14 protein-coding genes are annotated in these 22488 nt (G+C 30.8%); 8 read left to right on the top strand and 6 right to left on the bottom strand.

What is annotated here, in order from left to right; all coding sequences use genetic code 11:
* Window positions 1-89 precede the first annotated feature (89 nt).
* From Q0842_RS02420 to Q0842_RS02395, 6 genes are all read right to left on the bottom strand, one after another.
* Complete coding sequence (locus tag Q0842_RS02420) at window positions 90-653, bottom strand: hypothetical protein (protein WP_298493944.1); 564 nt, start codon at window positions 651-653, stop codon at window positions 90-92.
* A gap of 93 nt (window positions 654-746) precedes the next feature.
* Window positions 747-3563 (bottom strand): WD40 repeat domain-containing protein, encoded by a 2817-nt coding sequence (locus Q0842_RS02415; protein WP_298493943.1) that lies wholly within the window; start codon window positions 3561-3563, stop codon window positions 747-749.
* 351 nt (window positions 3564-3914) lie between these two features.
* Complete coding sequence (locus tag Q0842_RS02410) at window positions 3915-6731, bottom strand: PQQ-binding-like beta-propeller repeat protein (RefSeq protein ID WP_298493941.1); 2817 nt, start codon at window positions 6729-6731, stop codon at window positions 3915-3917.
* A 229-nt stretch (window positions 6732-6960) separates the two neighbouring features.
* Window positions 6961-7674 carry a T9SS type A sorting domain-containing protein gene (locus tag Q0842_RS02405; protein WP_298493939.1) on the bottom strand — a complete coding sequence of 238 codons (714 nt, stop codon included), beginning with the start codon at window positions 7672-7674 and terminating at the stop codon, window positions 6961-6963.
* Window positions 7675-7961: 287 nt separating this feature from the next.
* The gene (locus tag Q0842_RS02400) at window positions 7962-12116 is read right to left on the bottom strand and encodes a hybrid sensor histidine kinase/response regulator transcription factor (protein ID WP_298493937.1); all 4155 of its coding nucleotides are present in this window, start codon (window positions 12114-12116) and stop codon (window positions 7962-7964) included.
* An 813-nt stretch (window positions 12117-12929) separates the two neighbouring features.
* Window positions 12930-13928, bottom strand: a complete 999-nt coding sequence (locus Q0842_RS02395; RefSeq protein ID WP_298493934.1) for a GntR family transcriptional regulator — start codon at window positions 13926-13928, stop codon at window positions 12930-12932.
* Between the two features lie 100 nt (window positions 13929-14028).
* On the opposite strand from Q0842_RS02395, the gene galE reads away from it, so the two are divergent.
* From galE to dgoD, 8 genes are all read left to right on the top strand, one after another.
* Window positions 14029-15057, top strand: a complete 1029-nt coding sequence (galE, locus tag Q0842_RS02390; protein ID WP_298493933.1) for a UDP-glucose 4-epimerase GalE — start codon at window positions 14029-14031, stop codon at window positions 15055-15057.
* A 9-nt stretch (window positions 15058-15066) separates the two neighbouring features.
* Window positions 15067-15246, top strand: coding sequence for a hypothetical protein (locus Q0842_RS02385; protein WP_298493931.1), 180 nt, complete (start codon window positions 15067-15069; stop codon window positions 15244-15246).
* A gap of 93 nt (window positions 15247-15339) precedes the next feature.
* Complete coding sequence (galK, locus tag Q0842_RS02380; protein ID WP_298493929.1) at window positions 15340-16467, top strand: galactokinase; 1128 nt, start codon at window positions 15340-15342, stop codon at window positions 16465-16467.
* Window position 16468: 1 nt separating this feature from the next.
* Window positions 16469-17512, top strand: coding sequence for a UDP-glucose--hexose-1-phosphate uridylyltransferase (locus tag Q0842_RS02375; protein ID WP_298493927.1), 1044 nt, complete (start codon window positions 16469-16471; stop codon window positions 17510-17512).
* Between the two features lie 39 nt (window positions 17513-17551).
* On the top strand, window positions 17552-19171 hold the full coding sequence (locus Q0842_RS02370; RefSeq protein WP_298493925.1) for a sodium/sugar symporter: 1620 nt from the start codon (window positions 17552-17554) through the stop codon (window positions 19169-19171).
* A 331-nt stretch (window positions 19172-19502) separates the two neighbouring features.
* A complete protein-coding gene (locus Q0842_RS02365) occupies window positions 19503-20231 on the top strand; it encodes a FadR/GntR family transcriptional regulator (protein WP_298493923.1) in 729 nt (242 codons plus the stop codon).
* A gap of 320 nt (window positions 20232-20551) precedes the next feature.
* Complete coding sequence (locus Q0842_RS02360; RefSeq protein WP_298493921.1) at window positions 20552-21202, top strand: bifunctional 4-hydroxy-2-oxoglutarate aldolase/2-dehydro-3-deoxy-phosphogluconate aldolase; 651 nt, start codon at window positions 20552-20554, stop codon at window positions 21200-21202.
* Window positions 21190-22347 (top strand): galactonate dehydratase, encoded by a 1158-nt coding sequence (gene dgoD, locus Q0842_RS02355; RefSeq protein WP_298493919.1) that lies wholly within the window; start codon window positions 21190-21192, stop codon window positions 22345-22347. The genes Q0842_RS02360 and dgoD overlap by 13 nt, the downstream gene beginning before the upstream one ends.
* Window positions 22348-22488: the final 141 nt, after the last annotated feature.

The raw sequence follows: 22488 nt of genomic DNA, 5'->3' as shown, positions 1-22488 counted from the left end.
CTCACTATAATTTAAATAAAGCACAAAAACCGAAACAAAATCTATTCCGGTTCTTGAGTACTAATTCAAACTAAACAATCATATAAACTTTATTTTTTAGATTTTTCATTTGCAGCTTTCCAATTAATAGGTTGTTTAAATTCTTCTAAAGTAATTTTGTCATCATCATTAGAATCTAACCCTAAAAACATTAATTCGGTTTTGATTGGTTCGCCTTTTTTTGTCTTTTTCCCTTTATGGAATTCTTTTAATTCTTCTAAAGATATTGCATCATTTTTATCAGTATCAATCCATCCAAACTTTTGAGTTTGTTTGTCTTTAGAAACGTTTTGCTTTTTTGATTTAACCTTTTCCTTGTTTGCTTTTCTTTTTTCTTTAGCAGCTTTCCAATCAATTGGTTGTGAAAATTCTTCTAATGTCAATTTTCCATCTTCATCAGAATCCAATCCTAAGAACATTAATTTGGAATCAATTGGTTTTCCTTTCTTATTGGTTTTCCCTTTTTGGAAAACAACCATTTCTTCCATAGTAATTTCACTATTGCCATCTGCATCTATTTGGCTAAATCTTTTAGCTTTGTTCTTATCTTGTCCTGTTGCATTTGATGCTATCATTAAAACAGCAATCAACATTATTCCTTTAAATATTTTCATGTTTTTATTTATTATTTGATATAAATTTAATCCAACTATTAGTTGAATCTGTCTTTTAAAATAAATTAAATGTATCTGTGAATAATTCTATTCCTATAATTCGGTATCTAACTCAATATCGAGGAATCTGAATGATCCTAATGGTATATCAATATTCACTGTAGAATCTTTTGCATTAAATTCTTCTTTATTTAAAACATCAATAATCTTTTTTGGATTAATTGTGTTGAAATGAACTTTAGCAGAACTTTCTTGAGGGTTTATATATTCGTTATCGATAATCGTTAAACGTAATGTTTTAGGTGAAATTTGAGCGACAACCCATGCAACATCTCCAGAAACAGTTAATGGTAGTTTTTTTGAACTTTTTATGATATCAGCTTCAATAGTTTTATAATACTCATCTGCCTTATTTACCTCTTTTCCATCTGCCGAATAATAATTACGTCCATCAGTGATGTATTCTTTCATTATACTTTTATACAATGGATGTAAGTTGTTAGCCAGTTTATCTCTTGAAACATTTTGCTGTGCAAATACACCTTCTTGAACTGGCGTTATTAAAACCAATCCATTTTGGTAAGGTGCTAAAAAGTTTAAACGTCTTTCTTTAACGCCTGCCGCATATTTTGAAAAGTCCCAATTGTTTACTGGAGCTCCAGGCCATGTACCATTTAATCTACTTATTACAAATGGGTTGTTTTTTTCATAGTCTTCATCAAAAAATGTAGTCCACTTAACATTTGCACCATCATCAAGGAAATGATGATCTGGTTCTTTCATGCTTATATGTACAGGAGAAATACTTAAAATCTCATTTCGCTTTGGTACGTATAAGGCCCCTTTTGCAATTAGTTCCCAATAAATACTCAAGTATTCCTGATCAACAGCAAAATTATTGATGAATTGCGCACCATTTGCTGTATGGAACACCAACATTCGTAAAAAGTGATTTGGTAAACGTTGGTATCCAATTTGTCTTGCTCTGTCAATCGAAACATTGTCTGGAACAGCTCTTGTTCCCCAACTATTTACGGAACCACTTGCCCAAATTCCCATTCTACCAGCCAAACTTAACTCCATAGATTTATCTGTAGTTTCTTCCATTGAAGGGACAAACACATCTGCAAATTCACCAGACATGAGTGGAGACCATGAACTTAAATAATTAGAACCTAACCAGAACACATTTTTGGAACGCAAAAATATATTTGTGTTTTTACCTTGAGCATATTTAGCTAATGGATATATTAAATCGTTAACTAAAAAATCAAGATTTTCAGGATTGTGATCCTCTACTTCTGGATAGATTAGAACTGTTTTCTTTCCTTGTGCATTATCTATTACTTTCTGAGTTGTAAATTTGCTAAACATATATGGGTCGTTACCGTGTCCTGCCCAATAAGCGACTCCTGGTTGATTTGTATAGCTTGCCATTATTTGATCGAACGCTTCTTGATGATTTAAGACATACTTCTTTCTTCTATCTCGAGCTTTTCTGTATTTATCGTTTGTAAGAATAGATCTGTCCCATTTTTCTACTTTATTCATATGTGTAGAATTTAAGAAGATTGGATTTTTATACTTTCTATCTATTTCACTTTTTAGAGCTTCTCGACTTGCTGGAATCTTCTCTGTCATTAAATAAACAGGTTGAGAATTGTTTTGAGTTATGGGTTTTTCATAGGCTCTCAAACTTTCTTCTATAGCTTTAGTGTTTTTTAGTATTACTTTAATCTTACCATTTGGATTAAGTTCTTTAAATGCTTTTTTCCAATTATTAGTTTCTGGATTAATAACATGTATTTGGCTTCCTCCACTTTGAGCGCTAGCAAGAATGATTTTATTTGCAATCTCGTCTTTACACATATCGTTGTAAGCAAACTTACTTATTAATCGTTCTTCTTTTTCGTTCTCATTGTTTGGATTATAAATTCGCATTTGACTACCTACTCTAGTAAGCAAAAGTGTTTCATCATCAGAATTTAAAGTAACATTATGCGCAATATCGTAACCAAATTTTACATTGGTAATTCTGTTGAAATTGAATTTTTCTGTAGCTGTATCATAAATGGAAACCAAAATATCATTGACATGTGAGGACGAGCCTAGAATTATTTCTTCATTTCCATCATTATTTAAATCTGCAGTTTTAAAATCTCCTAATGGTCTAATTCTAATTTTCTTTTTAAGTTCTTTAGGTGCATGTATTTTTACTTTATTATATGGTTGGTCTTCTAAAGGATTGAAAAAATATAACGTTCCTGGAACATTCATATGGTTATTAGAGCCCAAAACAACCAATACTTCTGAACCATCTGCTTTTTTTAAAGGTCTTATGAAGTTGGCTGTACATTCATTTGGCTTTGGCATTAATTTATCATTGTAAGACCATGGCTTTTCAATAGAAAACGTATTGGAATGTATGGCTTTAATCTCCTTACCTTCTGATGATAAATAGTAGATAAGTTTATCAAATCCTCCAGCTACAACAAAACTTTCTTTTCCATTATTTATAACTGAAACCGCGTACATTGGTGCGTCGTTCTTTTTAAAGCTCCATAATGTGTTTCCTTTTGAATCGATGCAGTAAATAGTTCCATCTGCATTGGCTATTAATATTTCGTCAATTCCATCTGCATTAATATCGTCACACCAAACATCATGATTAATAAAACCAGATAGTTCGTTTTTCCATAGCATATTCCCAGAATAAGAAATTCCTAAAACCGTTCCTTCGAAACTACTAGCCACAATGTATGTTGAGCTTTTGTTTTTGGCAATGCTAACCTTAGAAATTGTATATCCAGTTTCTATGCTAAATAATCCTTTATCTGAGTTTTTTACTTTTTGAGCAACACATGAAAACGTTAAGGTTATGATTAATAAAATAATAAGAGAGTTCTTCATTTTTAAAAGACCATTTAGTTGTAAACTATTAAAACATAAAATAACAAACTTTAAACATTTTTTTTGTAGTTATGGATTTATAAAATGTATTTTGAGGTAAAATGAATGAAGAATTAAAAAAACTGACTAAATTACTTTAGTCAGTTTCCAAATTAAATAATACTTCTCTTTTGAAATTTTAATATTATTGTCTCAGCATTTATATATGAACTGAAACTTAATAAATAGCATTTAAACAATTCCTTATAATACTTTCATGTTTATATTTACTATTTGATAAAAAATTTATTCTAACTATTAATTGATTCTGTCTTTTAAAATAAATAAATGTATCTGTGAATAATTCTATTGCTATAATTCTTTATCTAGCTCAATATCAATAAACCTAAATCCTCCCAAAGGAATTTTTATTTCTGTTGTTGCATCCTTAGATTTTTTAAATTCTTCTCCATTTAATAAATCAACAATTTTTATTGGTTTAATAGTATTGAATCTTACTATAGCTTTAGCTTCTTTTGGATTTATATAGCCATTTTCGACTAGAGTTAAGCGTAAATGTGTGGGAGAAGTTTGAGCAACTACCCAACCAACATTACCAGAAACCGTAATGGGTAATAAAACAGCGCTCTTTTTAATATCTTCTTCAATTACTTTATAATATTCACTTGGTTTATAAACCTCTTTACCATCTGCTGACATATAGTTTTTCCCATCAGTATGATATTCTTTCATAATGTTTTTGTACCAAGGGTGGATGTTATCTACTAATGGCTTTCTAACTGCATTTTTATCTGCAAAAATTCCGTTTTGAGGTGGTGTTATCAAAACCATTCCGTTGTTATATTTAGGTATAAAGTTTAAACGTCTTTCTTTTGCGCCTGCCGCATATCTTGAAAAATCCCATTCTGTTAAAGGTGCTCCTGGCCATGTTCCATTTAACCTGCTAAATGCAAGATCGTCAAAGTTGTTTCCGTCTTTCTTAAAAAAAGTTAACCATTTTACATTACTCGAAGTTTGTATATAATCCTTATCAGGGTTGTTAACACTTAAATGCACGGGTGAAAAACTTAAAATATCTGATCGTTTGGGCACATACAGTACACCTTCGGCAATCAACTCCCATAAAAGACTCATATAGTCTTGATCTACTGAGAAATTATTAATGTATTGAGCTCCACTAGAAATACTATAAACCATTGTTCTCAAGAAATGATTAGGTAGTGTTTGATTAGAATGCTGACGCAAACGATCAAAACTAGTATTATCTCTTGCACAACGTGCTCCCCAGCTATCTACAGAGCCACTTGCCCAAAGACCTAATCTTGATGTAAAACTAAGTTCCATAGATTTATCTGTAGTTTCTTCCATGGCTGGTACAAAAACACTTGCATAACGACCTGAAACTAATGGTTCCCATTTATCGGAATAAACATCGGCTTGCCAAAATAAATGCTTATTTCGCATAAATAAGTTACCATTTTTATCTTTTGAATAATTTGCTAATGGCAAAATTAAATCATTCATCACAAAATTGAATTCATCAGAATGATCCTCAACTTCTGGATATACCAGTACTGTTTTTTTTCCATTAGCAATATCTAAACCTTTCATTGTGGTTGAAACTTGATACATATATGGATCATTACCATGTCCTCCCCAATACGAAATTCCTTTTCCGTTAGACTGGTTATGTTTTTTTGTTATTTTTTCTAAAACTTCAGCTTGCGTAAGACTGTATTTCATGCGTCTGTCTCGCTTATTCTTATAGATTTCACTAGCCATTGCAGAACGATCCCAATCTTCTTTATCAAAATTACCTCCATTTAAGAAAATTGGATTTTCATATTTAGATTCAATTTTGTTTATTACAATAGCAGCAGCTTCATCTTTTCGGCTCTCAGTCATAAAATAAACTTTAGCCGATTCAAATTGATCAGATGGTTTTTTAAAATTTTTAAGATTTTCTCTAATCTCTTTTGTATTTGATATAATAGTCTGGATTTTTCCTGGTGGATCTAATTTTTCAAACTCCTTTTTCCAAGAGGTTTTATTAAAATCTATAATATGGATTGCACTACCACCACTTTGTGCACTCGCTAGAATAACCTTATTAGAATTTGGATCTTTAAACATATCATTAAAAGAAAATCGTGTAGGCGCAACATCTGCATCTGCCATATTAGAATCCACATCTGAAATAATAATGTTACTGCCCAACAATACCATATAGGCTAGTTTACCATTATTGCTAATAACTTCAGGCTGTATCACTCTATACATGCCTCTGTTAAGCGATTTATGCTTTACTTTATTTATGTCTAAATAACGTTGTTCTGAAGTTTTAGTATCTAAAACAATCACCCCATTTCCTTTGGCTCTAGCTCCAACACGACCAAGAAGCACTTCACTACTTCCATCTGCGTCTGCATCTACGACTCTAAGATCGCCATAAGGCCCCTTTCTTTTGACACTTATCGTTTCAAAAGGCATCATTTCTAGGAGATTGAAAAAATAAACAGAGCCATTTCCATTCATACTGTTTTGTACTCCATGCACAACAAGAATATCCTTTCCTTCTTTTTTAGCTGGTCTTATAAAGTTGGTGACGTGCAGCCCTTTAGGAGGCAATACTTTATGTGCTGCTTTACCAAATGGTTTTTCTATTGAGTATGTTTTCGAAGCTACCTCAGTAACCAATTCTCCCTTATTTGATACATAGTAAAAACTATTGTCGTATCCACCACAAACTACATAAGCTTTGTTGTCTTTTTGTACTACAGTTACTGAATACATAGGTGCATCATTCTGCTTAAACTGCCAAAGTAAATTACCTTTGTTATTTAAACAATATACACTACCATCTGCATTGGCAGCAAAAATTTCATCTATACCATCGAAATTAATATCTCCTGCCCAGATATCATGGTTCATAAAACCAGAAAGCTTGTTTTCCCATAAAACTTTACCTTCATAGGACACTCCCAAAACGGTTCCTTCATAACTACTTGCTGCAATGTATGTTGAATTTTTGTTTTGTGCAGTTCTTACCTTAGAAATTGTATATCCTGTTTCTATGCTATATAATCCTTTTTCTGACTTTTTTACTTTTTGAGCAACACATGAAAACGTTAAGGTTATAATTAATAAAGTAATAAGAGAGTTCTTCATTTTTAAATACCATTTAGTTGTTGATTATTAAAACATAAAAAAACAAACAATAATCATTTTTGTTGTAGTTAAGAATTTATAAAATGTATTTTTAAGTAAAATGACTGAACCATTAAAAAAAAAACTGCCTAATTTACTTTAGGCAGTTTCCAAATTAAATAATATTTCTTTTGAAATTTTCAAATTGTTGTTTCAGTATTTATACATCAACTTAAATTAATAAATAATATTAAAAAACCATTATTTTTTTAGTTAAAACAGCATTCTTTACACTTAATCTAACAATATAAGCCCCAGTACTTAGCCTATTATTCTCAACAGGTTGACCTAAAAGATTAAAGATTTTTAATAAACTCCCTTCAGGTGCATTTTTTACAACAATTTTTTTATCTTTTACACTTACTATTGTATTTGATTTAGCAAAAACATTTTCTAAACTTAGCGTTCCTTGATCGTCTATGACCAAAGAAGTAATGACAACATTGCCAGTTATTGGATCCCCTGCTTTATTTACGAATCTTGATCTAAGTTGTATTGTACCTCCAGTAGCACCACCTCCACCATCAGGATCGGTAAAATTTAAATCATCAAATGAATATTCTACTGAAGTGGCTCCTAAATCTTTTACGGTAGCATCTTGTAATGCTGTTCCACTTGCTTTAAAAAAAATACCATCAGCATTTGAAGAGTTAGTATAGTTTATAACAACTCTGTTTTGCCCATCAGTTTTTACACCATTAATTCTAAGTTCAAAAAAAGGATCAGTACCAGGATTCGCTAGAATAAAACCACTCGCATCACAGGTAAGCGTTGCTTTACTTGCCGTATATTTGTTTGAGCTACAATCTAATGCTGTGAAATCAAAATTTTCTTGGGCAGAAATTGAAAAGGACACCGCCATAGCAATAAACAAAGTTAATTTTTTAAGTAATTGTGTTTTCATAATATAAATTTTTGAATTAATTGATTATTACAAATGTAGCTGTACACTTAAAAAAAATTGTCCCTACCAGTTTACATAATGTATTTATTAGTCAATTAATTAAAAAACTATTATTATTTATTTTTTTGATTTAAAAAAAATGTACAATCTTGACGAAAACATAACTATTTTTAATTATGAGGTGTTACAAAATTTTATATACTATATTATTTTAGAATAGATACATTAATTTCTGATACTAATAAAAAAATCATTTTTCAACATACCCCTTTTTTAACTGAATAATTCTAATCTGAAGCATATTTGCTTCTAGTTTCAGCTGCATACTTACCAGGAGTAACATTATAGCGTTCTTTAAAAAGTTTACTAAAATGTGTTCTACTTTTAAATCCTGTCATAGCATAAACCTCATTTACAGATACATTTTTATGAACTAAAAAATCAGCAGCTTTTTTAAGTCGATAATCTTTTAGGACCTCAAAGGGTGTTGAGTTGGTTAATGCTTTAACCTTTTGATAAAAATGAGTACGATTTAAATAAAGTTCTTTAGTAAAACTGTTTAAATCTAAATTTTGATTATCTAAATTCTCTTCAATTAAATCATATAATTTCTCAAGAAATGCATTATCATTTCTATTATTTAAATTATTTTCTTTAGTTAGAGGAATTCCAATTTGAAAACGCTCTCTTAATTGTTGCCTGTTTCTTAATAAAGATTCGGTTCTAGTAATGAGGTGTTGAACATTAAACGGTTTTTGAATATAAGCATCTGCACCATCTCGAATACCTTGAATTTTATCTTCAATATTAGTAAGAGCTGTAAGTAAAATTACTGGAATATGACTTGTTTTAATATCTGACTTAATGGTTCTGCACAAGTCTAATCCATTAAGTTCTGGCATTTGTACGTCGCTAATCACTATATCTGGCCATTCATCTTCCATGGCGTTTAGACATTCTTGACCATTACTAAAAGTCTTCAACTTAAAAAACTTAGAGAGCGAATTAGATACAAACATTCTCATGTCTAAATTGTCTTCTGCATAAAATATTAAAGCATCAGAAAAACTCCCATCAGCTATGATTTCCTTGGGGTTATTTTTAGGAGTGAGTTGACTACTGAATTTAAATTTAGTCTCGGCAAATAAGATATCCTTTTCTATTTGTTCTTGATCCTTTTCCGTTTCTTTTTTCACTATAGGTAAACGAATATTTATTGTAGTTCCTTCTCCAAGTTCACTCTCTGCAGTAATATACCCATAATGCATTTCTACCAATAATTTTGTAAAAGACAAACCGATACCTGACCCACTTGAATGAATATCTTGATGATTGTGAGATTGATAAAAACGCTCAAAAATATGTGATAAATCTGCTTTATCAATACCTTTTCCTGTATCGGTTATAGAGACTATTAAATCTTTACCCTCACTCTCAAAATCAACTTTTATGGTATCGTTTAGCTTCGTGTATTTAAAGGAGTTACTAAGAATATTATAAAAAACTTTTTCTAGTTTATCTTTGTCTGCAGACACAATAATATTTGCAACACTTCCTTCAAACTCCAAGTTTTTTTGGTCATTCTCTGCCATAAACGAAAAATCAGTTATTAATTCTTGAATAAAAGAGTTAAAAGAAAACCTAGAGTAGTTCATTTTTAAAGCATTAGCCTCTGCCTTTTGAAAGTCATGAACCTGATTAACCAATTGAGATATCTTATTTGATTGGCGCTCAATAATTTGTAATTTTTCAGTTATTTCAGTATTGTTTTTAAACTGATTGTAAAGTGCCCTAACTGGACCACTAATTAATGTAAGTGGTGTTTTTAGTTCGTGTGATATATTAGAAAAGAACCTCAATTTTGCTTGGTTAATCTCCTTTACCTTATCTTTTTCTAATTGTTCAATTTCTAAATTATGATTTAGTTTCTGTATTCTTATTACAATATTTACTCCAACATAAATTAAGATTAAAGCTAATAAAGAATATAAAAAATAAGCTATACTAGTTTTCCAAAATGGTGGTTCTATTGCTATTTTTAAGGTCTTAGGTTCTGTCCATTTGTCTAATGAGTTAGAAGCCATTACTTCTAAATTATACTCTCCGGGCTGAAGACCATTATAATAAATTGTTTGTTGGCTTGAAGGGATTTCAATCCAGTTTTCATTTACTGGTAATAATCTATATTTTAATATGTGATTATCTGGGTTAGAAAAATGTAAAGATGTTAGTTTAATTGAAAATACATTCTCATTATATTTTAATGACAACTCATCTTGGTCCTTTAATCGTTTATCGAATAATACACGATTTCCTAATTCATCTCCGGGAAGAATAGATTTATTAAAAACTTTTAAATCATCAAACTCTAACCTTGGTAAATCCTCTGAGCTTTGTAAATCTTTTGGATTAAAATAACAAAACCCATCTAATCCTGAGAACAAAAAATAGCCATTATCTAGTTTTTCTGAGGAAAACCAAAAATCCTCAAAAGGTAAACCATCTGAAATACCAAATCTTCTGAATCTTAAATCTTTGGTATCAAATTTATTAAGCCCAACGTTTGTTGAAATCCATAGATTATATTCGTCGTCATATAAAATACTTTTTACAACATTATTGGATAACCCCTGTTTTTCTGAATATGAAATAAATTCAGGATCTGCATCACTATTAATTACTTTGCAAATACCTCCTCCTTCTGTACCTACCCAAAATTCCTCGTTTGGCAATCTAATTACAGAAGTAACAAAATTACTCGAAATAGATAGTTTATCTTTTTTATCGCTAACAAACTGAGTGACTTTATAATCATTAATTGCCCCCTTAGTACCTATATCTACCCGAAACAACCCATCAGAGTCTGCCCCTAACCAAATAAATTCATAAAGAGGGTCTTTATAAACATATCTAACTAGAGACAGGTTATTATCCCTAAAAAAAGGATTATTGTTCAAAGCCTCTATATAATTAACCTCATTATTCTCCCCTATTGAAATTTTATAGATATCATTTAAGCAGCCTATCCAAATATTCCCATTATTATCTTCTGTGAAAGACCTTGGGATAATTTTATCAAAACCTGACAAATTACTGGCAGATATTTTCTCAAGGTTTTTTGTCCCTTTCTTTACCCTAAAAAGGCCTTTATCTATTATTTTAATCCAAACATTTTTCCTCGAATCTGCATAAACAGCTCCAACATTTTCTATATCTATATTTGAAATATTAAAAGGAAGTTTCTCGAATGATTTAGTTTTTGTATTAAACAAGTCAATCCCTCCATTATTAGAACTAAAATTACGATTAGCCAAATATACCCGATTGCTATCTATAGCAGAAATATATCCGATATGATTGGTTTGAAGTCCAAAATCAAGATTCATTTCAACGCTATATTTATTAAACGGATTTTCTTTAATATCAAACTTAAACAAACCATCATTGAAAGTACCATACCAACAATTACCACTTGCAACGCTAGTAAAACAGCTAGATCTTAAGATTCCTGTTTTTGGCTTAAATCTCATAATTTCAAGAGGCAATTTAAAATCTTGAATCCCAATGTTTTCAACATGTATTAATCCATCATTATAGGTTCCTAACCATAAATTACCTAAAGCATCAATTAATGAAGAATTAAATTGATAAGCCTCTAGAGCTTTATTGATTAACTCGAATGAATAAACATCATTAATTTTACTTATACTGCAAATAGCTATTCCGTTTGAAATTGATAAAAGCAAGGTGCTTTTATCGATTTTTATAATAGATGTGCTTTGCGATATATCCGCATCCAAAACTTTTTGAAATTGCCCAGTTCGAAGATTAAAAGTTAGCACCCCAACTGAAGTAGAATAAATGTAATTGTTATTATCTAATTGTACCGATTTATAAAACAAAACGTTTTTTCCAAATACAACTTGGTTAGGTATATATTGTCCTATAAAAGATTGATCATTTTTAAATACTAAAACCCCATCACCTTCGGTACCACAAAGAATAAAATCAGAATTATCATTTATAATAATATTTCTTACAATGGGCCCACGTTCACCTTTATTATTATTTTTATTTGTATAAACATTACGCCATTCTTCTTTTGAATAGTTGTAAATAGAAATTCCTTCATCTGTACCTATCCAAATATTATTATTTTTATCCTCAACTAAATCTCTAATCCTATTACTAACTAAAAGGTCTTTATCTAGCGTGTTTTTATATACTTTAAGATCATAACCATCATATCTGTTTAACCCATCATAAGTGCCTATCCATAAAAACCCCCTAGAATCTTCTAAAATTGTGGTTACTCCATTATGAGCTAGCCCATCTGAAATAGTCAGGTTTTGTTTAGGAATAATATTTTTAGGTTGAGACAACATCTCAAGGCCACAAAAATATAGCAATATTGTAAATATGTAGATGGTCTTCTTAAGCATAAATATCACATTTAAATTCTAATATACAACTAAAATTCACTATTTCTAAAATAGTTATTTCAATTATTGAATTATAACAATAAACTCAATCTCAAAGATTAACTATGATTTTTTTTACTTTAGTAAAACTCAGAAATGGTGCATAAAAACTCATGTGCCAGTTTTCCAAAACTACAAATCTATTGAACGATAATATTTGATAGTTTATTAATTGAAATTAAATTTAATAATTATTTTTTTTTAATTAAAGTCCATTAAAAAATAGTCCATTGAGCTTTATGTTAAGTACCAGATTTAACGATGGAAGCACCTTTTTATTAATAAAACTATCTGCAATTGCGGTCATAGATTCTATAATTTTACTAATAGTAACTTTTGATTTATAAACTTGTAAACATTTTCAGCTGAAGTTGATTTCATTTTTAATAGATATTCAACTTGATTTTCTTCAAGTTTGTAACCTTTAGTAAATATTTTGTTTTTAAATTAAATTGGCATAGTTTCATTAAAGGCAACTTTGTTAGTAGGTAGATGATACTCATCAGCTTGAAATTCTATATTGCTTTTAAAATTGATATAACTTTTTTTTTCTTTTAATTCGTAATAGAGGGACCAACTTAAAGTAAATAGAAACTTTTTTTTCTCGTTGTTAAATATAACTACGACTAAGGTAACTTGTATAGAAGCAAACACTAATTGGTCTAATCTCCAGCTCTAATCTAAGTATATTTTAACACTAGTATTCCATTAGCACTTTCCAATTCCAAGTATTTAAAATTACCTTCTTGTATGTTTATTAGTTTGCATAAAATATTATAAGGATTTTCTTATAATTAAACTTGTTGGATTTTCACATTGCCCAAAATCATTGTTTAAAATCATTTGTGCTAAGTGCTTACCCATAAAATTAAAATCAGTTGATATTGTTGTAATACCATCTGCTACAATTTCTTTTAGTAAAGTATCATTATATGATATAATACCAATGTCTTTGGCTATAATTAAACCATTTTCTTTTATTTTTTTAATAACTTTGATTAAACTTTTATCATCTGGAATAATATATATCTCACCTTTTACTAATTCTCTATTCACTAAAGTATCTATAACTTCATTTTGAATATTGTTAGATGTACAAAACAATTTAAAACCATCTAAAATACCTTTTGGCTGGTGTTTTTTAGAAAATAATAATATGATTTTATTATAGTTGTTTATTAACGACAGCCCTTCTTGAAGTCCTTGGTAAATATCTTTTTTAAAATTCTGATGCACCGAAGGATATTCCTTTAATTCTGGGTGCATTTGGTCTAAGATGTAAACTTTATCTTTTGGCAATCTACTGATTACGTTGTCTGTCCCTTTAATATTTGCAGGCATAATAACATAATGGCTATAATCTCCTGCATTATCATGAATCAATTTACTAAAAACATCATAGTTAAAATGATGAAAAAATATATCAACTTGAACATTTTCACCCATACCAGTTAAAAAAGAATTGTATAAATCTTCTTTAAAGGAGTTTAACTCGTCAAAGAGCAAAAACACTTTCTTGTTCACAGCAATGTCTTCACTCATTACATAATAACCTTTGCCAACTATTGATTGAATTATTCCTCGGGCCTTCAACTCATTAAAAGCAGTAAGCACAGTATCTCTCGACAGAGAATGCTTGTCCTTTATGCGATTTAAAGAAGGAAGTTTATCTCCTTTTTTTAAAGCACCACTCATAATTGATTCTTCAATTGAAGCAACAATTTGTTTGTACTTGGGCGTGCCTGATGATTTTCTAATTTTCACAATTCCCATAGAACAAATGTATTATAAAATTATCAAATAAACAAACTGGTAGGTACTGGTTTGTTTTTTTAATATATAATTTTATATTAGCACCCTAAATACTATTATAATGAGAAGTAAAATTATAGTAACCGGTGGATGTGGATATATAGGATCGCACACAGTCATAGAATTAATTGAAAATGATTTTGAAGTTGTGATATTGGACGACTTATCCAATTCAACTGAAAAAACGTTAGAGCGCATTAATAAAATAACAGGCGTAACTCCAGAATTTATAAAATTAGATTTAAAAAACTCTTTGGAAACAAATAAGGTTTTCAATGAGCATAAGTACGCTAGTGGTGTAATACATTTTGCGGCTCACAAAGCTGTAGGGGAATCTGTAGAACAACCACTTAAGTATTATAAAAACAACTTATATTCATTATTAAATACATTAGAAGCACAAAGTGTTAATGGCATAAACAACTTTATATTTTCCTCTTCTGCAACTGTATATGGAACACCTGATATTTTACCTATAACTGAAAAAAACAAAACGCAACGTCCATTCTCTCCTTATGGGAACACGAAAAAAGTTGCTGAAGAAATTCTAGATGATTTTACAAAATCCAATAAGGCTTTCTCTGCAATTTCATTAAGATATTTTAATCCTATCGGTGCACATGAGTCAGGAAAAATTGGAGAATTGCCCAACGGTATTCCAAATAATTTAATGCCTTATATTACACAGACAGCTGCAGGTATACGTGAAAAACTAATGGTATATGGTAACGATTACCCAACAAAGGACGGAACGCCAATACGAGATTATATCCATGTTGTAGATTTAGCCAAAGCACATGTTATTGCTGTAAAACGATTGCTAAAAAAAGAGCAAGAAACAACCTTAGAGTTTTTTAACCTAGGTACTGGTGTTGGTTATTCTGTTTTAGATGTAATAAACACGTTTGAAACTGTTACTAATTCTAAACTCAACTATGAAATTACCAAAAGAAGAGATGGCGATGTTCCTCAACTCTATGCTTCAACAGATCTTGCCAAGAACAAATTAGATTGGAGTGCAAATAAAAAGCTAGATGACATGATAAGCTCCTCTTGGGCTTGGGAACAAAACCTAAGAAATAAAACTTAGTAGAATATTGTGATAAATCATTATGAAATCACACCTCAAACAAATGCTGATCAAGATAGAAAAATGGAAATAAAAGCAAGTTTTTTGAATCTCAAAACTAATGCAAAAAAAAAAAAAATAAAAACAACTATTGAACCCACAACCTCTGTTCCTGATAATTTAACAACAAAATGGGAACACAAGTTTTAGAATTAGTTTGAACCTACATCATTGATAAGGAAGTTGAATAAAAAATTAACATCTCCTATTTTGAATAGAAAACCATAAAAAAATAATATAGCAATGTTAGACAAAAGCACATTTAAAAGCGAAATAATAATCGAATCTCCAGGTAGAATTAACCTAATTGGAGAACATATTGATTATAACGGGGGCCATGTATTACCCGCAGCAATGGATAAAAAAATCACATTAAGTTTCAGGAAAAATAACACGAACTCTTGTGAGATTCTTTCTAGTAATTTTAAAAGTAGTTTTACTATAAATTTAGAAAAATTAGAGAGAAGCGATATAGAATGGCAAAATTTTATTCTAGGGGTTTTATTTCATATCAATGTACTTAAACCAAATTCCATTCAAGGGTTTGATTGCATAATCGAAAGCAATTTGCCTTTAGGATCAGGAATAAGTTCTTCAGCCGCATTAGAATGTGGTATTGCCAAAGGTGTCAATGAGCTATTCAATATTGGATTAACTGATATTGAAATTATTAAATTATCGAGAGATGCAGAACACACATTTGTCGGCACTAAATGTGGAATTATGGATCAGTTTGCTGTTGTAAAAGGCAAGAAAGACCATCTAATTCTTTTAAATTGCGAAACATTAGATTATGATTTAATTGAAGCCAAATTCAGTCCTTATAAAGTTGTTTTATTAAATTCAAATGTATCGCATAGCTTAGCAACTAGTGAATACAACGTTAGAAGAGATGAGTGTGACACAGCCTTAGAAGCTATACAGAGAAAGCACCCAAACTATCAATTTTTAACAGAAATACCTGCCAAAGTAGTAAAAGAATTTAAAAACGTTTTACCTGAGAAAATATACAACAGAGCGCTCTATGTAACTCAGGAAAACAAAAGAACATTAAAAGCCGTTAAACATTTAAAAAATACAGACTTAAAAAGTTTTGGAAAATGTTTGTATAAATCTCATCATGGTTTACAGCACTTGTATGAAGTAAGCTGCAAAGAGTTAGATTTTTTAGTTGAACAAACTAAAGACCTAGACTATGTTTTAGGGTCCAGAATGATGGGTGGAGGTTTTGGAGGCTGTACTATAAATCTGGTACATGAAGATAAAGTTGATGAATTTATTGAAAATTTATCAGCTACTTATGAAGAAAAATATAATATCAAATTATCATCAATAATAACTACCATTAGTGATGGTGTAAAAAAAATATAATATGGAATCCATTATAAATACACAACCGCATAGAAGATATAACATTTTAACAGATGAATGGGTATTGGTTTCTCCACACAGAACCAAACGGCCGTGGCAAGGTAAAACAGATAAATCTGTAGCTATTAAAAAAGAAAAATATGATAAAAACTGCTATTTATGTCCTACAAACAAAAGAGCGAGTGGAGATGTAAATCCTGATTATCAAGGCACATATAGCTTTAATAATGATTTTGCTGCATTATTACAAGATACAGAAGAGAGTTCTTTTAATAAGGGGTTATTAAAAGCTTCAACTGAATCGGGATTATGTAAAGTTATTTGTTTTTCACCAAACCATTCACTAACATTACCTTTAATGTCTGTTTCAGAGATTAACAATGTTATAAGTTTATGGAAAAAAGAATATCAAGAATTAGGAGCTAATCCCAATATTAACCATGTTCAGATATTTGAAAACAAAGGTGACATTATGGGTTGTAGTAATCCTCATCCACACGGGCAAATTTGGGCACAACGATCAATTCCGGAGGTAGTATTAAAAAAACAAACGCAACAAAAAAAATATTGGGACAAAAATAATAAAAGCCTATTATTTGATTATATTCAACAAGAAATTGAGTTAAACGAACGAATTATATTAAAAAACAATCATTTCGTGGCATTAGTTCCATATTGGGCTGTCTGGCCTTATGAAACCATGATTGTTCCTATAAAGCAATATCAACATATTGGTCAATTAAACAGTCAAGAACAACTAGCTTTCGCAGAAATCATTAAGAATCTAACAACAAAATATGACAACTTATTTGAGACTTCTTTCCCGTATTCTTCAGGAATTCATCAGAGTCCAACAGATGGGGAACACCCAGAATGGCATTTTCACATGTCTTTCTATCCCCCATTGTTGCGATCAGCAGAAGTGAAGAAATTTATGGTTGGATATGAAATGTTTGCGAATCCGCAAAGAGATATAACCGCAGAACAAGCTGCAGATAACCTAAAACAATTAAGCACAACACATTATAGTAAAACTAATAACTAACTAACTAACTAACTAACTAACTAACTAAAAACAACTATTATGAATGGTAATTTCGAATTTTTAGACTACCTAATATTTGTATGTTACGCCATACTTATTCTTGGAGTCGGCTTATGGGTTTCAAGAGATAAGGAAGGACACCAAAAAAATGCAGAAGATTATTTTCTAGCAAGCAAATCGTTGCCTTGGTGGGCCATTGGGGCATCATTAATTGCTGCTAACATTTCGGCAGAACAGTTCATTGGAATGTCAGGTTCTGGATTTGCTTTAGGTCTAGCCATCGCATCTTATGAATGGATGGCCGCAATAACTTTAATAATTGTCGGTAAATATTTCTTACCAATATTTATAGAAAAAGGCCTTTATACAATTCCAGAATTTGTAGAGAAAAGATTTTCGACCAATCTAAAAACTATATTAGCTGTATTTTGGATTGGACTATATGTATTTGTAAATCTTGCTTCTGTATTATATTTAGGTTCACTAGCATTAGAAACCATTATGGGAATACCTATGGTTTATGGTGTAATAGGATTAGCTCTATTTGCAGCAGCATACTCTCTCTATGGAGGATTGTCAGCAGTAGCATGGACAGATGTTATACAAGTTGTGTTCTTGGTTTTAGGAGGATTAGTTACAACCTATTTAGCGTTGAATACGGTTTCAAGTGGAGAAGGCGTTTTGGCAGGAATTAAAACAGTTTATGAAGCAGCACCAGACAGGTTTGCTATGATTTTAGACAAATCAAATCCTGAATTTAAAAACTTACCTGGAATTGGTGTATTAGTTGGAGGTCTTTGGGTTGCAAACTTATACTATTGGGGTTTCAATCAATATATCATACAAAGAACATTAGCTGCAAAATCGTTAAAAGAATCGCAAAAAGGTATTTTATTAGCTGCCATTTTAAAACTAGTAATTCCTGTTATTGTTGTTGTTCCCGGAATTGCTGCCTATGTAATGGTAAATGACCCTGAAATAATGGCCGGATTAGGTGATGTAGCTCTTCAAAATACACCATCATTAGGACAAGCTGATAAAGCATATCCTTGGTTGTTGCAATTTCTTCCAACAGGTATGAAAGGACTTGCGTTTGCAGCCTTAACTGCTGCAATTGTATCATCCTTAGCCTCAATGTTGAATTCAACATCAACCATTTTTACTATGGATATTTACAAACAATACATCAATAAAAATGCTAGTGATAAGGCAACAGTTAATGTTGGTAGATTATCTGCTGCGGTAGCACTTATAATAGCTGCTATTACTGCTCCTTTACTTGGAGGAATTGATCAAGCTTTTCAATTTATTCAAGAATATACAGGAATTGTAAGCCCTGGCATTTTAGCAGTATTTATGCTAGGTTTATTCTGGAAGAAAACAACTAATAAAGCAGCCATTATAGGTGCATTAGCTTCCATTCCAATTGCTCTAGCTTTTAAAGGGACTGACTCACCATGGATGGATCAAATGGGCTACACCGCTATATTGACTATGGTTGTAATTGTAGTAACTAGTTTAATACAACATAAAGGAAAAGATGATGAAAAAGGAATTCCAATTACAAAAGAATTATTTAAAACGAGTCCATTATTTAATATTGGAGCTTTTGCCGTTATGATTGTTTTAGTGGCTCTTTATGCTATTTTCTGGAAGTAAATTTATATTGTATCAATTATTAAAATTGTCAGAAATAATTATAATTATTTCTGACAATTTTTTTTCAATTAAACTTTAAGGGATTTATTTATCTGAGGTCAAAAAATCGGTCACAATTGAACAAATTCTATTTGGAGAAATGATAATGATATCTTTTTCCCAATGCTAATTTAATTTTATAGCTATATACATTGTCCATTTTTTTTTAATAGACAAATAGCTCAATTTAATCTTTTACTACTCTACTTTTTTTAAAGATTCAATCTTTTTTGTTTAATATAAAAATAATTATTTAATTTGTATGATGTCTTATAAATTAAATGATTAAATTATGTTTACTCCTTTAGGTTCAAACAAATCACTTACTCAACAAGTAGAGAATGAATTAACTGAAGCAATAAGGGCTGGCAAATATCTTCCAGGAAATAAAATACCATCTGAAAACGAACTCTGTGAAATATTCAATGTGAGTAGAACCTCCATTCGAGAGGCGGTAAAAAAAATGAGTGCTCGTGGTATCGTAGATGTTAAAAGAGGGAGTGGTGTTTATGTCTCTGAAATGAGCATAAAAAACACTTCTGAAAACTTAAATCTATTTTTTGAGCTTTCTTCTGATGAAAATATAATTTTACAGACCATAAATACAAGACTAATTATAGAACCCGCAATAGCTTCTCAAGCTGCGATTTTTAGAAATCATAATCATATAGCACTTTTAAAGGCTAACATGATTAAAATGAGGAAATGTAATTTAGATAATAAAAAAAGAGAAGCTGAATTAGATAATGATTTTCACAAAATACTTCTTTCGATTGTTAATAATAAAGTATTGGATTTACTCATAAGCCCAATATTTAATTTAATACCAAAATTTAAGACAGCCGTTTTTGCGAAGCCAATTGAAAGTAGAATGATAGATAAAAAAAATATAATGCTAGATCATCATGAAAAGATACTCGAAGCCATTATTAATAAGGATAATGAAAAGTCCCACCAAGCAATGAGAGAACACATCCTTGAAACTCAAAACAATTACATTAAATCACTACAAAAACAATGAGCTTTGAAACTTTTGGAGAAATTATATTGAGATTAACTCCCAATAATCATACTTACAAAATAAATTCCTCAAGGAATTTAAACAGTTCGGAATCAATTGTTGCTTTATAAGCACCAACTAAAGAACGTTTTAGCATGAGTAATGCTATTTTAGTTAATTGTTTACATGCCATTGAACTAAAATGGAATAATAAAAAAGTGATAGATTTTTATACTGCACAAATTGCATTAAAGTATATGTTTCAAGGAGATCAACATACAATTAGTAAAAAAAGAAATTCTCTCAATTATTGATGGTAATATTAGCGAACACGTATTAAGATGAAAAGAGAAGATATAGTAGCCATTATTAAAAAAGAGCGGGTAATCGCAATTGTTAGAACAAAAGAACAATTAAAAATACCCAAACTCATTAAGGATTTAGTAGATGGTGGTATTAAGGTTATAGAAATCACATCGAATTCGCCAGGGGTTTTAGAAGAAATAGCCATAGCCAGAAAATTGTACTCTGGTACTGATATTATTATTGGAGCAGGTTCGGTAGTCAATGTGAAAATAGCAAATGCGGCTATTAAAGCTGGCGCTCAATTTCTTGTGACTCCAAACACTAATACTGATGTGATAGCAGTTGCACATAATCACAGCATCCCTGTAGTTATGGGTGCTCTTACACCATCCGAAATTTGTCTGGCAGCAGAACATGGTGCAGATATTATTAAATTATTTCCAGCTGGCGACATAGGTATTAGCTATTTCAGATCTATACAAGCCCCGTTAGATTCAATCACTTTTTTTGGTGTTGGGGGCATTAATTTATTAAACATAGAAGAATGGATTGCTGCCGGAATTTCTGGTGTAGGATTAGGAAGCGCTCTTACCAATGAAGAAAAAAACAAATCTGGAGAAAATCACAGAGAAAATACAATACGAAAATTTATTAATATTATAAAAAAATCTCAATGGAACAATTAGAAATTACTAAAGTTGAACTGTTTAAAGTTCCACCTAGATGGCTCTTCGTAAAAATAACAACCAAAGGTGGATTATTTGGTTGGGGAGAACCTGTTGTTGAAGGTAAAGCCGACTCGGTTGCCGCCTGTGTTAAAGAACTTGAACAGTATTTAATTGGGCGAACTGCAAATAATATTGAAGATATTTGGCAGGTATTATATCGAGGCGGGTTTTATAGAGGAGGTACCATTTTAATGAGTGCCATTTCTGGAATTGATCAAGCCTTATGGGATATAAAAGGAAAACATTTAGGTGTTCCAGTCTTTGAACTTTTAGGAGGTGCGGTACGACAAAGAATGAAAATGTATTGTTGGATTGGTGGAGACGATCCTAAAGTGGTTATTGAACAAGCACGAGAAAAAATGAATCAAGGCTATCGTGCCGTAAAAATGAATGCTACGGGCCCTATGCGATGGGTGTCTTCTATTAAAGATATTAAAAAAGTAGCTGATAATATGAGGTTACTTAGAGAAGAATTTGGTTATGAATTAGATGTTGGCTTAGATTTTCATGGCAGGGTACACAAACCAATGGTTAAAAGACTTATTGACGAACTTGCTCCTTACGATCCAATGTTTATTGAGGAGCCTGTTTTAAGTGAAAATAATGATGCACTAAAGCATATTTATTCTTATACCAGTATCCCTATTGCAACTGGAGAACGTATGTTATCAAGATGGGACTTTAAAGATGTTCTACAACAAGGCGTGGTCGATATTATACAGCCAGATTTGAGTCATGCCGGTGGAATCTCTGAAGTGAAACGTATTGCATCAATGGCTGAAGCATATGATGTTGCTCTCGCACCACATTGTCCTTTAGGCCCCATTTCTCTTGCTTCTGCACTACATATAGATTTCTCATGTGCCAATGCTACAATACAAGAAAGTAGCTTAGGAATTCATTACAATAAAGGATTTGATTTATTAGATTATGTAAAAAACCCTGAAATATTTGATGTCAAAGATGGTTTTATGGACCTATTTACCCAACCTGGTCTAGGTGTTGAAATTGATGAAGACATTCTAAAAGAAGGTCAAAAAATAGGTCATAATTGGGCGAATCCTATATGGAGAAATGATGATGGTACTTTTGCGGAGTGGTAATGCAAGGCGCTTAACGTTTATTTATTATAAATGTTAACACAATGCTAATACCTACAGTATTTGGACACTAATTCCCTTTAAAATTGTGTGAAAACTAGTTTAAACTTTTTATTATTTCGTAAAAAAAAGTTTAAACTAGTT

It is taken from the genome of uncultured Algibacter sp., assembly GCF_947495675.1.
Classification (GTDB): Bacteria; Bacteroidota; Bacteroidia; order Flavobacteriales; family Flavobacteriaceae; genus Algibacter_B.
The sequence above is the reverse complement of the archived record's forward strand: the minus strand, read 5'-3'. Positions and strand labels throughout refer to the sequence as shown.